The sequence below is a fragment of the Stenotrophomonas sp. SbOxS2 genome (assembly GCF_013416715.1).
Taxonomy (GTDB): Bacteria; Pseudomonadota; Gammaproteobacteria; order Xanthomonadales; family Xanthomonadaceae; genus Stenotrophomonas; species Stenotrophomonas lactitubi.
The window spans coordinates 154,070-166,969 of the sequence record NZ_JAAVXD010000002.1 but is presented as its reverse complement, the minus strand read 5'-3'; the positions used below and the strand labels follow the sequence as shown (position 1 = coordinate 166,969).

Here is a 12,900-nt window from a genome sequence, read left to right as displayed (position 1 = left end):
GCGCTGTTACCGCACCGCGCTATGCAGCCCGCGATCGGCCTCGTGCCGTTGCAGCGCCAGTTCGATCAACCGCGTGATCAAGGCGGTGTAGCCCAAGCCACTGGCACCCCACAGCTTCGGATACATGCTGATGCGGGTGAAGCCGGGCAGCGTGTTCACCTCGTTGATGACGATCTGGCCATCGGCGGTGAGGAACACATCGACCCGCGCCATGCCGGCGCACTCCAGCGCCTGATAGGCCTGCAACGCGATCTGCTGGATACGCGCCTGCGTCGCCGCATCGATTGCGGCCGGCACCACCACCTCAGCGCCGTCTTCGTTGATGTACTTGGTGTCGTAGGCGTAGAACTCGTCGTGCAGTACAACCTCGCCACAGACGCTGGCCTGCGGCCGCTCGTTGCCGAGCACTGCACATTCGATCTCGCGGCCGACCACGGCCGATTCCACCAGGACCTTGTGGTCGTAGCGCAGCGCAGTCTGCAATGCCTCGGCGAAACCCTCTGCATCCTTGACCTTGCTCACGCCCACCGATGAGCCCTGGTTGGCCGGCTTGACGAACAGCGGCAGGCCAAGCGCTTCGATCAATGCCGCGACATCGACCGCATCGGCCTCGTGGCGACGGATGCACACCCAGGGCGCCACCTGCAGGCCCGCATCACGCAGCAGGCGCTTGGTCACGTCCTTGTCCATGGCCACCGCCGAGCCCAGCACCGGCGAACCGACGAAGGGCAGGTTGGCCATGCGCAGCAGCCCCTGCAGCGCACCGTCCTCGCCCAGCGGGCCGTGCACGATCGGCAACACCACATCGATCTGCCCCAGCGCGCTGCCCGCATCGGTCGGCTGCAGCTGTGCCTGCTCGGTACCCGGCAGCACCGCCAGCGCGGTACCGGAAGCATGCAGGGCGATGCGCGCCGGATCATCCGCATTGAGCAGGAAAGTATCCGGCTGGCTCAGGTGCCATTGGCCCTGCTTGTCGATGCCGACCAGCACCGGCTCGAAGCGCTCCCGATCCAGCGCATCGAGAATGTTCTTCGCCGACTGCAGCGAAACTTCGTGTTCGGAAGACCTGCCACCGAAGATGATGCCGACCCGGGTCCGTGCCATGGAAGTGCGATGTCCTATGCGTTGCGTGGCTCCATAGCATGAACCTTCATCGGCCTTCCGCGTGAGGCACAGATGAACCAGAAATCCAGTCGCGCGTGTCATCCACGCATGGCGTGGATCTACCGTGTCGACCAAGGTCGACACCCACCAACAGCAGCAGAAGCCTGTCGAAGGCGGGGTGGGTCCGGTTGCGGGGGTGTCCGCGGCATGGATGCCGCGGCCAAGCCCCCAGGGATGGGTTTACGGCGTCCCCCGCAACCGGACCCACCCCGCCATTCCACAGATAGCCCGCCTTTGATGTTGATGTTGCCGTTGCCCTGGCCGTTGCGTCTGCGGGTGCCGGGCGGCAGCCCGGCCCAAGCCCCCCACCCACGCAGGTAGAATGCGCACATGGCTCTTTCCCTGCTCAAGTCCCTCAAGCCGGTCGCTGGCCGCGCTCTGCAGATCGCCCTGAACCGCGCGCTGGCGCTGGATCCGGATACCCGCCACGCACTGGCCAGCCTCGACGGTCGCCATATCGACCTGACCCTGGACGCGCCGCCGCTGGCGATGCGCATCAGCGTCGACGGCAACCAGTTGCGGGTTGGCCCGGTGGATGCGCAGGAAGCCGACCTGGCCGTGCGCAGCAGCCTGGCCGGCGTGCTGGCGCAGCTGCCGCTGCTGGCGCGTGCCCGCCAGGGCGCTGACAACGGCAAGGGCCGCGTGCGCGTGGCCGGCGACGCTGAACTGGCGCGCCGCCTGCAGCAACTGGCCAAGGGCTTCGATCCGGACTGGCAGCAGCCGTTCGTCAGCGTGTTCGGCGACGTGCTGGGCGTGCAGGTGGCCAACACCCTGCGCAGTGCCTTGCAGCACGCCCGCCAGGGCGCGATCGATCTGGCCCACAGCGCCGCTGAATTCATCACCGAGGAATCGCGCGACGTGGTGCCACGTGCCGAACTGGATGCCTTCCACGACGACGTGGACGTACTGCGCGACGATGTCGAGCGCCTCGGCGCACGCGTGCAGCGCCTGCGGGGTGCCGCATGAAGGCGCTGCTGCGGGCCAGCCGCATCGGCCGGGTGATCCTGCGTTACCGCCTTGACGACCTGCTGCAGGACACGCCTGCAGAGCGCTGGCTGCGTCTGGCCAAGCCGTTCGTGCCGCGCGCTTCGGCCGACATCGCCGCACAGTCGCGCGGTGCGCGCCTGCGCCTGGCGCTGCAGGACCTGGGGCCGATCTTCGTCAAGTTCGGGCAGATCCTGTCGACCCGCCGCGATCTGGTGCCGCCGGATGTGGCCAATGAGCTGACCCTGCTGCAGGACCGGGTCAAGCCCTTCGACGGCGACGCGGCGCGCCGCATCGTCGAGGAAGCGCTCGGCCTGCCGGTCAGCGAAGCCTTCGCCAGTTTCGATACCGAACCGCTGGCCTCGGCGTCGATCGCGCAGGTACACGCGGCCACCCTGGCCGATGGCCGCCAGGTGGTGGTCAAGGTGCTGCGCCCGGGTATCGAGAAGCAGATCGACGCCGACATCGCCCTGCTCAATTCGCTGGCAACGCTGGTCGAGCGCACCCATCCGCGTGCCGACAAGATCCGTCCGCGCGAAGTGGTGGCCGAGGTCGAGAACACCCTGGCCGCCGAGCTGGACCTGCAGCGCGAAGGGGCCAACGCCAGCGTGCTGCGCCGTTTCTGGGAGAACTCCGACGACCTGTACGTGCCGGAAGTGATCTGGAGCCATACCGCCGAGCGCGCGCTGACCCTGGAGCGCGTATGGGGCATTCCCTCCGATGACATCGCCGCGCTGGACAAGGCCGGCATCGACCGCAAGGCGCTGGCTGCCAAGGGCGTACGGGTGTTCTACACCCAGGTGTTCCGCGACAACTTCTTCCATGCCGACGCGCACGCCGGCAACATCTGGGTCGACATCGATCCGGCACGCCGCGACAACCCGCGCTTCATCGCGCTGGACTTCGGCATCATGGGCCAGCTCTCGCAGGAAGATCAGTACTACCTGGCCGAGAATTTCATGGCCATCTTCAACCGCGATTACCGCCGCATCGCCGAACTGCACGTGCAGGCGCGCTGGATGCCCGACAACGTGCGCATCGATGATCTGGAAGCGGCAGTGCGCTCGGTGTGCGAGCCGTACTTCACCCGCCCGCTGTCGCAGATCTCGCTGGCCGAAGTGCTGATGAAGCTGTTCCGCGTGGCCCAGCGCTACCAGTTGACCCTGCAGCCGCAGTTGATCCTGCTGCAGAAGACCCTGCTCAACATCGAAGGCGTCGGCCGCCAGCTCGATCCGCAGATCGACATCTGGGCGGTGGCCAAGCCGGTGCTGGCGAAGATCCTGCGCGAGCGCTACAGCCCGCGCCGCGTGGTGCGCGAGATCGGCAAGCGCCTGCCGGAAATCATGACCCATGCGCCGGACATGCCGCGCCTGGTGCACGCCTGGCTGACCCAGCAGGTGGAAGGCCGCCATGAACTGGCGATGCGTTCGCGCGACTTGGTTGCGCTCGATGCCAGCCTGCAGCGGCTGCAGAAGCGCGCGGTCGGGGCGATCACCGGCGTTGGTCTACTGGCGATTGCCGCATTGATGTACGTGCTGCAGCCGCCGGGCTGGTACTGGGGCGACGTGCCGGCATGGAGCTGGGTGTCCGGTACCGTCGGCGTGTTCGCATTGGCGCGTGCGTGGTGGCGATGAGTGATGCGCTGAGCGCGCTCAAGCACGAGCTGGCGCAGTTCGGCAGTGACAACGATGCGCGCGAAACCGATCGTGGCCGGCGCATGCTCAACATCACCGCCGACACCGGTGAACTGCTGTCGGTGCTGGTGCGGTTCGGCAATGCCCGTCGCGTGCTGGAGATCGGCACGTCCAATGGCTATTCCACGCTGTGGCTGGCCGAGGCCGCCGCTGCCATTGATGGCAGGGTGACCACGCTGGAGTTCGCCGCCGACAAGGTGGCGATGGCCCGTGCGAATTTCGCGCGCAGTGGATTGGGTGAGCGCATCGAACAGGTCCACGCTGATGCCGGGCAGTGGCTGGCGCAGGCGGCCGATGGCTGCATCGACCTGCTGTTCCTGGATTCGGATCGCGGGCAGTACGCAGGCTGGTGGCCGCAGCTGCGCCGTGTACTGCGCCCCGGCGGCCTGCTGGTGGTCGACAACGCCACCTCGCATGCCGCTGAGATGGAGCCGCTGCGCGCCCTCCTGGCCGCCGACGCGGCGTTCACCACCAGCCTGGTGCCGGTGGGCAATGGCGAACTGCTGGCGCTGCGCAACGCCTGACTGCTTTACAGGTAGGTGCCAACCTTGGTTGGCACGCTACTGCCTGGCGCGCGGAGCAGCCGAGCGTGGGCTCGGCTCTACAGAGGGCAGGCCTTTATAATCGCGCGGTGAGCACCGAACCCGACACCCTCGCTGCGGTCGAGATTGAAACCGCGCCCCTGCAGCTGCTGCACCTGGACGAACGCCTGGCCGTGGTCAACAAGCCGGCCGGGCTGATGGTCCACGACAGCAAGCTGGCCCGTGGCGAAGATGATTTCCTCGCCGATCGCCTGCGCGAGCAGCTGGGTCGGCCGATCTTCCTGGTCCATCGCCTGGATCGCGCCACCAGTGGCTGCCTGCTGCTGGCCTTCGACCGCGACGCGGCCAGCATGCTGGGCAAGGCGCTGATGGGCGGCGAGGTGAGCAAGGATTACCTGGCGATCTGCCGCGGCTGGCCTGCCGAGGACGCCTGGCAGGTCGATCATGACTTGGATGGTGGCCCGGGCAAGCCGGTAAAGAAGCCAGCGGTGACCGACTTCCAGCGCCTGGCAGCCGGCGAACTGTCGGTACCAGTGGGGGAGTTCGCCAGTTCGCGCTATGCGCTGCTGCGCTGCCAGCCGCTGACGGGTCGCTTCCGGCAGATCCGCCGGCATCTGAAGCACCTGTCACATCACCTGATCGGCGATACCAGCCATGGTGATGGCCGGCACAACCGCAACTTCCGCATGCAGGGCGTGCACCGCATGCTGCTGCATGCGGAGCGGCTGCGCTTCCCGCATCCGGATGGCGGCATGGTGGACGTGCGCGCCCCGGTCGACGGTGAGTTCCAGAAGGCGCTGGACCTGTTCGGCTGGAGCCAGCACCTGTAGAGCCGAGCCCACGCTCGGCTGCGCTTCCCGGCGCTGCGCGCCGCCGCCCGAGCATGGGCTCGGGCGCTACGGAAATCCGGGTTGCCGGCCAGCGGCCGGCGCTACCTCACTTTTTTTCCGGCTCGTTGACGATCGCTTCCAGATCCTTCTGCAGATCGGCGAACAGCGGCTGCATGCGCGTCTGGATCGCCACCATCACGTTCTGCATCAGCGCCGGGGTCTTGTCGAGCAGGCTCTGGCCAGCCGGGCTCTCGTAGAACTCGGCCATGGCCAGCACGTCTTCCTTGCTGAAGGTCTTCTTGTACAGGTCCACGTACATCGGCCGCAGCTGCTGCCACGACAGTGCCTGGCGCAGGGTCTGGCTGGTACGCGCCTGGATGCGCTGCAGCTGTTCCTGCTGCTGGGCGTTGAGCTGGCGCTGTGCGGCCACCTGCTGGAACTGCTGCTGCTGCATCGCTTCGATCTGCGGCAGCATGGTGTCGATCATGCTCTGCGCACGCGAGGCCGACAGCAGGCGGTTGATGTCGCCATCGGTGGGCGCTGCGGCCAGCACCGGCGCGCTTGCTGCGGCCAGCACCAGCAGCAGGGTCGCGCGGCGCAACAGGGAGGGGAGCAAGCGGGTCATGCGGAGCGTCCTGCAGTACACGGGACGGCAAGCATACCCCCGGCAAAGGCGAAGGCGGCGTGTTCGGTGCCTGATCGGCGGCATACGGTGCGCGATGGCAGCCACGGCAACGCGGCTGCCGCTACAATGCGCGGATGGGCAACGGACCGGTCACCATCAGCGCGCAGCTTGAAATCCCCGACGGCGAGATCGTCGAGCGTTTCGTGCGTGCCAGTGGCGCCGGCGGCCAGAACGTCAACAAGGTCTCCACCGCGGTGGAACTGCGTTTCGACGTGGCCGGTTCGCCCTCGTTGCCCGAACCGTTGCGCGAGCGCCTGCTGGCGCGGCGCGACCGGCGCATGACCGGCGAAGGCGTGCTGGTCATCGACGCGCAACGGTTCCGCACCCAGGATCGCAATCGCGAGGATGCGCGCGAGCGGCTGGCGGCCTTCATCCAGGCCGGGCTGAGCGTGCCCAAACCACGCAAGGCCACCAAGCCGACCTTCGGGTCGAAACTGCGTCGTCTGGACGCCAAACGCGGGCGCGCGCAGATCAAGCGCGGGCGCTCATCACGTGACTGGGAGTGATTGCTTGAACAACCCGACGCCGTTGCTGCCGGCCATTCCGCCGAACATGCCGCAGGTCAAGCCCAACCGTTTCCTGCGCTGGCTGGCGCGCTGCACGCTGCGCATGGGCGGCTGGAAGGTGACCGGCACCCTGCCGGATGTGCCGAAAGTGGTCTTCATCATCGCCCCGCATTCGTCCAACTGGGATGGGCTGTGGGGCATGGCCGCCAAGATCGCACTGGGCATGAAAGTGAAGGTGCTGGGCAAGGCCTCGCTGTTCTGGTGGCCACTGGGCCCGCTGCTGCACAGGCTGGGCGTGATCCCGCTGGACCGCAGCTCGCCGCAGGGCACCGTGGGCCAGGCCGTGGACCTGCTGCGCAACAACGAGAAGATGTGGTTCGCGATCACTCCGGAAGGCACCCGCAAGGCCGTCAAGGAATGGAAGGCCGGTTTCCTGAAGATCGCGCGGATGGCGGACGTGCCGATCCTGGCGGCGTACTTCCACTATCCGGAGAAGATCATCGGCATCGGTCCGCTGTTCACGCCGACCGGCGATGATGCCGCCGACATGGCGACCATCCGCGAGTTCTACCGGCCGTGGATCGGCAAGACCCGCGGCACGGTCTGAGCCGATCGCTGCCGGCAGCGTAGACGCCACGTCCGGCACATGCCGGGCGCCCGTGACAGGAGTAGGGTGGACGGCTGCCATCCCGTACCGTCTGCCCAAGGAGCGTTTTACATGTCGCGTACCGTAGTCCTGGCCGCCGCCATCAGCCTGGCGCTGGCGGCCTGTTCCGGCAAGGAGTCCACCCCCGTGTCCGAAGCCCAGAAAGCACCGGCCCAGCAGCCGGCCGAAGCCTCCACCAACCCGCTGCTGACCGCCAGCAGCCTGCCGTTCCAGGCACCGCCGTTCGACAAGATCAAGGACAGCGATTACCTGCCGGCCTTCGAAGAAGGCATGCGCCTGCATCTGGCCGACGTGCGCAAGATCGCCGACAGCGCCGAGCCGGCCACCTTCGACAACACCATCGTGGCGATGGAGCGCAGCGGCGAGACCCTGACCCGCGTGTCGCGCATCTTCTTCGGCCTGGTCCAGGCCGATACCAACGATGCCCGCCAGAAGATCCAGGAAGAAGTAGCGCCGAAGCTGGCCGCGCACCAGGACGAGATCAACCTCGATCCGAAGCTGTTCGCGCGCGTGAAGTCGCTGTACGACCAGCGCGAGACGCTGGGCCTGGATCCGGTGCAGAAGCGCCTGGTCGAGCATTACTACGACGGCCTGGTGCGCTCGGGCGCGCAGCTGTCCGACGCCGACAAGGCGAGCCTGCGCAAGCTCAACGTGGAAGAAACCACGTTGTCCACCCAGTTCCACACCCGCCTGGTGGCGGCAACCGCCGCTGCCGCGGTGGTGGTGGACGACAAGGCCAAGCTGGCCGGCCTGGACGAGGGCGCGGTCAACAATGCCGCCGCCGCTGCGAAGGACCGCAAGCTGGACGGCAAGTTCCTGCTGCCGCTGCAGAACACCACCCAGCAGCCGGTGCTCGGTTCGCTGACCGACCGCGACCAGCGCGCCGCCGTGCTGAAGGCTTCGGAAACCCGTGCCGAGCGCGGCGATGCCAATGACACCCGGCAGACCGTGCAGCGCCTGGCCCAGCTGCGTGCGCAGAAGGCCAAGCTGCTCGGCTTCGACACCTTCGCCGACTACCAGCTGGGCGACCAGATGGCCAAGACCCCGGCCGCCGCGCTCAAGCTGCTGACCGACACCGTGCCGGCCGCCACCGCCAAGGCCCGCGCCGAAGCCGGCGAGATCCAGAAGGTGATCGACGCGCAGAAGGGTGGCTTCCAGGTGGCCGCCTCGGATTGGGACTTCTACGCCGAGCAGGTGCGCAAGGCCAAGTACGATCTGGACGAGTCGCAGATCAAGCCGTACTTCGAGCTGGACAACGTGCTGCAGAACGGCGTCTTCTACGCCGCCACCCAGCTGTACGGCATCACCTTCAAGCCGCGTACCGACATTCCGACCTACAACCCGGACATGAAGGTGTACGAAGTGTTCGACAAGGACGGCACCTCGCTGGCCCTGTTCTACACCGACTACTTCAAGCGTGACAGCAAGTCCGGTGGCGCCTGGATGGACGTGTTCGTCGAACAGGACGGCCTGACCGGTGCCAAGCCGGTGGTCTACAACGTCTGCAACTTCACCAAGCCGGCCGCTGGCCAGCCTGCGCTGATCAGCTTCGACGACGTCACCACCATGTTCCATGAGTTCGGCCATGCACTGCATGGCATGTTCTCGAACGTGAAGTACCCGTCGATCGCCGGCACCGCCACCTCGCGCGATTTCGTCGAGTTCCCGTCGCAGTTCAACGAACACTGGGCGCTGGACCCGAAGGTGTTCGCCAACTACGCCAAGCACTACAAGACCGGCGAAGCGATGCCGCAGGAACTGGTCGACAAGATCCTCAAGGCACGCAGCTTCAACCAGGGCTATGCGACCACCGAGTACCTGTCGGCCGCGCTGCTCGACCTGGCCTGGCACACGCAGAAGGCCGATGCCCCGCTGCAGGATGTCGGCGCCTTCGAAGCCAGCGCGCTGAAAAAGTTCAAGGTCGACCTGCCGCAGGTGCCGCCGCGTTACCGCACCACCTACTTCGACCACATCTGGGGTGGCGGCTATTCGGCCGGCTACTACGCCTACTTCTGGGCGGAAGTGCTGGACCATGACGCCTACCAGTGGTTCACCGAACACGGTGGCCTGACCGCCGCCAACGGCCAGGAATTCCGCGACAAGATCCTCTCGCGTGGCAACAGCGTGGAACTGTCGACCCTGTACCGCGATTTCCGCGGCAAGGACCCGTCGGTGGAACCGCTGCTGAAGTTCCGCGGGCTGAAGTAAGCGCGGCCTGAAGTACGAAAGAAAAAACGGCGGGGGCAACCCCGCCGTTTTTCTTTGCGTCGATGCCATCGACGGATTCCGCAGTTTGTCGCTCATCCACGCATGGCGTGGATCCATGTGTCGACCAAGGTCGACACCTACCAAGAGCAGGCCATGCCATTCCGACAGTTCGCGGAAATCTGTCGAAGGCGGGGTGGGTCCGGTTGCGGGGGCGTGAGCGCCATGGATGGCGCGACCGAGCTTACAGGGGTGAGGGCGCTTTGCTTGCGAAGCACTGCTTCGCAAGCGCCCGAACGCACAGCCGCCAGCGGCTGGGCCGGGCCCCGGAGGGGGACTTGCAGCGTCCCCCGCAACCGGATCCACCCCGCCATCCCACGGAAATCCAGCCTCTGCTGTTGCTGTTGAGGTTGCCGGCCAGCGGCCGGCACTACCGGGTGCCGGGCGCAGCCCGGCCATCAGGTCCCTACGTGCACCCGGTTCGCCTGCTCGGCCAGCCCCAGATGATCCAGCGCGATATCCAGCGCCAGCACGTAGCTCTGCGCGCCATAGCCGGCCGCGATCCCCAATCGCTGACCCACGCCCGCCGGCAGGCACGGCTCGGCCACCGCGCCGTCGTCATGCACTTCCACGTACGCGTTGTGCAGGTACGGCAGCAGCCGCTGCAGGCGCAGGCTGTCGGCACATGCGCCCGGATCGAGCAGCGTCACCTCGCCACGGCTGTGGTCGGCCACGCGCAGCGCGTCCAGCAGTTCCTGTTCCGAACCGCAGGCACGGATCGCCACGCTGGTGCCCGCATCGATCGCACGATGCACCAGTGATTTCAGCACCGGCGCCGGCAGCGGCGCGGCGGTACGGATCAGCGCGCCCGCCGCTTCTGGGCCACGGATGATGAAGATCGACATGGCTCAGCCCTCCCGTGCCAGGCGGCGGCCGACGATGGCCAACGACAGCGGATAGCCCGCCTGCTGGCTGCGCTGGTCGACCACCACGGCGGCCGGACCATGCTGCAGGCGCAGGCGCGCTTCCAGACCAGGCTGATGGGGTGACTGCAGTTCGATGTACTCCGCAGGCAGACCGTCCAGTGCCGCCTGCAGCGCACCGCCCTCGGCACACCATTGCGCCTCGTCGGCCGCGCCGACATCAAGCAGCACCCAGTCCGCGCTGCGCGCCTGCGGCTGGCACAGGCACTGGCGCACATCGGCCAGGCTGGCGCAGTCGGTGCACAGCACCGGATGGCCGGACAACTCGGCCGGCAGCAGCGGACGCGGCACCGACGGCGACGCATGCCGGATCACCAGGAGGGTCATACAACACCTTGCGCAAAGCGCCCTGCGGCGCGGTAGGCACACGATGCGCGTGGTGGCCGTAAAGGTTCGATGCCCCGTGCCGGGCCTGGGCGTAAAACCTGCGTAACCCCTCCTGTAGCGCCGAGCCCATGCTCGGCTTGCTCGACGCTACGGAACAGCAGCCGAGCATGGGCTCGGCTCTACAGGATGCGGGCGCGGGAACCTCTTCGGGCCTGATGTGGTCTGATGCCGATACCACCCACCCGGAGCCTGTCATGGATGCTGTTGCCCACCCCCCGTTTTCGCAGCGCACGCTTGCTTGGCTGAAGAAAGAAGCGCTGCCCCTGCTGGTGATGCTGGGCCTGCTCGCCGCCGCCCGCGATACCCTCGCCAACCACTACGTCGTGCCCAGCGGCTCGATGCAGCCGACGCTGCAACCGGGTGACCGGGTGGTGGTGGACATGCGTGCCTACGGCCTGCGCCTGCCGTTCACCAGCAAGGAATTGCTCGGTACCGGCACGCCGCAGCGTGGTGAGGTGGCCGTGTTCGATTCACCGGCCGACGGCACCCGCCTGATCAAGCGCGTCGCCGCCGTGGCCGGCGACCACGTGCAACTGCACGATGGCCACCTGAGCATCAACGGCCAGCCGCTGCAGATCGCCGACCTGGCCGACACCGAAGCCTTTGGTGAGCGCCGCGCCAGCCTCGACCTGGACAGGGGCGGTGGCCCGGACATCGCGGATCTGCAGGTGCCCGCCGGCAAGGTGCTGGTGCTGGGCGACCATCGCGGCAACAGCTTCGATGGCCGCTTCTTCGGCTTCGTCGATGCGGACAAGATCTACGGCCGTGCGGTGGCGGTCTATTACCGCCGTGGTGACGGCTTCGAATGGCAGCGGCTGTAAGCTGAATCGATATGCCAGAAGTATCAATCCTGACCTAGCAGGTTATGGATCGACTGGATGGACGGGCCTAGTCTGAGGCCCGTCCCCTCCATTCCGGCCGCCCCCACGGCCCACCGCCCCCCATGACTGGCGAAACTCCGGCGGCCCTTGCCGACCGTTTCCGTACTGACCACGCTGCCGCCGACACCCGCATCCAGCAGGGAACGCCGGCCTTCCGCCGCACCGCGCTGGCACTGTTCCTGGCCGGCTTTTCGACCTTCGGCCTGCTGTACACGGTGCAGCCGCTGCTGCCCGAGTTCAGCCGCCACTTCGGCGTGTCCGCTGCGGGCAGCGCGATGTCGCTGTCGCTGACCACCGGCACCCTGGCCGTGGCCATGCTGCTGGCCGGCCTGCTGTCCGATGCGGTTGGCCGGCGCCCGCTGATGATCGTTGCGCTGCTGGCTTCGGCCACGTTGTCGCTGTGCACCGCACTGGTCGATGACTGGGCCACCCTGCTGGTGCTGCGCACCCTGCTGGGGCTGGCGCTGAGCGGCGTACCGGCAGTGGCGATGACCTATCTGGTCGAAGAGATGGACAGCCGCGCGCTGGGCCTGGCGATGGGCCTGTACATCGGCGGCAATGCCATCGGTGGCATGAGCGGGCGCCTGCTGGCGGGCATCATCGCCGACCATTGGGGCTGGCGCTGGGGCATCGGCGTGGTCTCGATCATCGCCGTGGCCAGCACCGTGCTGCTGTGGCTGCAGCTGCCGCCGTCGCGCCACTTCCAGGCGAGCCGCAGTGGCCTGCGCCAGTTGCCCGCGCGCTGGCGCACGCTGTTCGCCGATCCTGGCCTGCCGTGGTTGTTCGCCACCTCGTTCGTGCTTATGGGCGTGTTCGTCACCCTCTACAACTACCTCGGTTACCACCTGCTGGCGCCGCCGTACCACCTCAGCCAGACCGTGGTCGGGTTGATCTTCAGCGTGTACCTCGTCGGTACCTTCAGTTCGGCGTGGATGGGCCAGCAGGCGACGCGCTATGGGCGCGGCCGCATCCTGTCGATCTCCTTCGGCCTGATCGCCGCCGGCATCGTGCTGCTGGCGATGCCGTGGCTGTCGGCGATGGCCGTGGGCATCGCGCTGGTGACGTTCGGTTTCTTCGGTGGCCATTCGGTGGCCAGCAGCTGGGTCGGCAGCCGCGCCGGTTCGATGCGTGCGGAAGCTTCAGCGTTGTACCTGTTCGCTTATTACCTGGGTTCCAGCGTGCTGGGCGGCGTGGGCGGCCTGGCCTATGCCGCGTGGGACTGGCTGGGCGTGTGCGCGTTCGCCGCGCTGCTGACCCTGATCGGCGGTGGCATCGTCTGGGCGCTGCAGCAGCGCGCGCCGCAGCCGGTGACGGCCTGATCCTGCTCCGGTAGATGCCGACCTTGGTCGGCGTTGTGCCCCTGGGCCAACCA

Annotated in this window: 13 protein-coding genes; 9 read left to right on the top strand and 4 right to left on the bottom strand. The window is 67.2% G+C overall.

All coding sequences use genetic code 11. The features are described 5' to 3' along the window. Positions 1 to 6 precede the first annotated feature (6 nt). Complete coding sequence (ddlA, locus tag HFK18_RS03935) at positions 7 to 1,104, bottom strand: D-alanine--D-alanine ligase (protein WP_180164520.1); 1,098 nt, start codon at positions 1,102 to 1,104, stop codon at positions 7 to 9. Positions 1,105 to 1,494: 390 nt separating this feature from the next. Here ddlA and HFK18_RS03930 point away from each other — a divergent pair, with 390 nt between their 5' ends. The 4 genes from HFK18_RS03930 to HFK18_RS03915 all read left to right on the top strand — a co-directional run bounded on the left by HFK18_RS03930 (position 1,495) and on the right by HFK18_RS03915 (position 5,214). Next, positions 1,495 to 2,130, top strand: coding sequence for an SCP2 sterol-binding domain-containing protein (locus tag HFK18_RS03930; protein WP_099819562.1), 636 nt, complete (start codon positions 1,495 to 1,497; stop codon positions 2,128 to 2,130). Further along, positions 2,127 to 3,782, top strand: coding sequence for a ubiquinone biosynthesis regulatory protein kinase UbiB (gene ubiB, locus HFK18_RS03925; RefSeq protein ID WP_180164518.1), 1,656 nt, complete (start codon positions 2,127 to 2,129; stop codon positions 3,780 to 3,782). Before HFK18_RS03930 ends, ubiB begins: the two co-directional genes overlap by 4 nt. Then, complete coding sequence (locus HFK18_RS03920; protein WP_180164516.1) at positions 3,779 to 4,366, top strand: O-methyltransferase; 588 nt, start codon at positions 3,779 to 3,781, stop codon at positions 4,364 to 4,366. Before ubiB ends, HFK18_RS03920 begins: the two co-directional genes overlap by 4 nt. 107 nt (positions 4,367 to 4,473) lie before the next feature. Then, positions 4,474 to 5,214, top strand: a complete 741-nt coding sequence (locus HFK18_RS03915; RefSeq protein ID WP_180164514.1) for a pseudouridine synthase — start codon at positions 4,474 to 4,476, stop codon at positions 5,212 to 5,214. 106 nt (positions 5,215 to 5,320) lie between these two features. Here HFK18_RS03915 and HFK18_RS03910 read toward each other — a convergent pair whose 3' ends face one another. Then, the gene (locus HFK18_RS03910) at positions 5,321 to 5,839 is read right to left on the bottom strand and encodes a DUF2059 domain-containing protein (RefSeq protein WP_089241562.1); all 519 of its coding nucleotides are present in this window, start codon (positions 5,837 to 5,839) and stop codon (positions 5,321 to 5,323) included. Between the two features lie 134 nt (positions 5,840 to 5,973). On the opposite strand from HFK18_RS03910, the gene arfB reads away from it, so the two are divergent. The 3 genes from arfB to dcp all read left to right on the top strand — a co-directional run bounded on the left by arfB (position 5,974) and on the right by dcp (position 9,280). Then, positions 5,974 to 6,405: an alternative ribosome rescue aminoacyl-tRNA hydrolase ArfB gene (gene arfB, locus HFK18_RS03905; protein ID WP_089241560.1), complete on the top strand. Its 432-nt coding sequence runs from the start codon at positions 5,974 to 5,976 to the stop codon at positions 6,403 to 6,405. A 4-nt stretch (positions 6,406 to 6,409) separates the two neighbouring features. After that, on the top strand, positions 6,410 to 7,012 hold the full coding sequence (locus tag HFK18_RS03900; protein WP_089241558.1) for a lysophospholipid acyltransferase family protein: 603 nt from the start codon (positions 6,410 to 6,412) through the stop codon (positions 7,010 to 7,012). A 111-nt stretch (positions 7,013 to 7,123) separates the two neighbouring features. Further along, entirely contained in the window at positions 7,124 to 9,280 is a 2,157-nt protein-coding gene (gene dcp, locus HFK18_RS03895) for a peptidyl-dipeptidase Dcp (protein ID WP_176019336.1), read from the top strand. 455 nt (positions 9,281 to 9,735) lie between these two features. On the opposite strand, the gene HFK18_RS03890 is transcribed toward dcp, so the two are convergent. Both HFK18_RS03890 and HFK18_RS03885 read right to left on the bottom strand, forming a co-directional pair. Then, positions 9,736 to 10,182 carry a hypothetical protein gene (locus HFK18_RS03890; RefSeq protein WP_025875822.1) on the bottom strand — a complete coding sequence of 149 codons (447 nt, stop codon included), beginning with the start codon at positions 10,180 to 10,182 and terminating at the stop codon, positions 9,736 to 9,738. Positions 10,183 to 10,185: 3 nt separating this feature from the next. Then, the gene (locus HFK18_RS03885; RefSeq protein WP_100554399.1) at positions 10,186 to 10,587 is read right to left on the bottom strand and encodes a hypothetical protein; all 402 of its coding nucleotides are present in this window, start codon (positions 10,585 to 10,587) and stop codon (positions 10,186 to 10,188) included. A gap of 254 nt (positions 10,588 to 10,841) precedes the next feature. On the opposite strand from HFK18_RS03885, the gene lepB reads away from it, so the two are divergent. Beyond that, positions 10,842 to 11,468, top strand: a complete 627-nt coding sequence (gene lepB / locus HFK18_RS03880; protein WP_180164512.1) for a signal peptidase I — start codon at positions 10,842 to 10,844, stop codon at positions 11,466 to 11,468. A gap of 122 nt (positions 11,469 to 11,590) precedes the next feature. Continuing rightward, complete coding sequence (locus tag HFK18_RS03875) at positions 11,591 to 12,847, top strand: MFS transporter (RefSeq protein WP_180164510.1); 1,257 nt, start codon at positions 11,591 to 11,593, stop codon at positions 12,845 to 12,847. Positions 12,848 to 12,900: the final 53 nt, after the last annotated feature.

What these genes read in the sequence shown, in the direction of transcription:
- ddlA (WP_180164520.1), bottom strand. Translation starts at nt 1,104, where the DNA reads ATGGCACGGACCCGGGTCGGCATCATCTTCGGTGGCAGGTCTTCCGAA.
- HFK18_RS03930 (WP_099819562.1), top strand. Translation starts at nt 1,495, where the DNA reads ATGGCTCTTTCCCTGCTCAAGTCCCTCAAGCCGGTCGCTGGCCGCGCT.
- ubiB (WP_180164518.1), top strand. Translation starts at nt 2,127, where the DNA reads ATGAAGGCGCTGCTGCGGGCCAGCCGCATCGGCCGGGTGATCCTGCGT.
- HFK18_RS03920 (WP_180164516.1), top strand. Translation starts at nt 3,779, where the DNA reads ATGAGTGATGCGCTGAGCGCGCTCAAGCACGAGCTGGCGCAGTTCGGC.
- HFK18_RS03910 (WP_089241562.1), bottom strand. Translation starts at nt 5,839, where the DNA reads ATGACCCGCTTGCTCCCCTCCCTGTTGCGCCGCGCGACCCTGCTGCTG.
- arfB (WP_089241560.1), top strand. Translation starts at nt 5,974, where the DNA reads ATGGGCAACGGACCGGTCACCATCAGCGCGCAGCTTGAAATCCCCGAC.
- dcp (WP_176019336.1), top strand. Translation starts at nt 7,124, where the DNA reads ATGTCGCGTACCGTAGTCCTGGCCGCCGCCATCAGCCTGGCGCTGGCG.
- HFK18_RS03890 (WP_025875822.1), bottom strand. Translation starts at nt 10,182, where the DNA reads ATGTCGATCTTCATCATCCGTGGCCCAGAAGCGGCGGGCGCGCTGATC.
- HFK18_RS03885 (WP_100554399.1), bottom strand. Translation starts at nt 10,587, where the DNA reads ATGACCCTCCTGGTGATCCGGCATGCGTCGCCGTCGGTGCCGCGTCCG.
- lepB (WP_180164512.1), top strand. Translation starts at nt 10,842, where the DNA reads ATGGATGCTGTTGCCCACCCCCCGTTTTCGCAGCGCACGCTTGCTTGG.
- HFK18_RS03875 (WP_180164510.1), top strand. Translation starts at nt 11,591, where the DNA reads ATGACTGGCGAAACTCCGGCGGCCCTTGCCGACCGTTTCCGTACTGAC.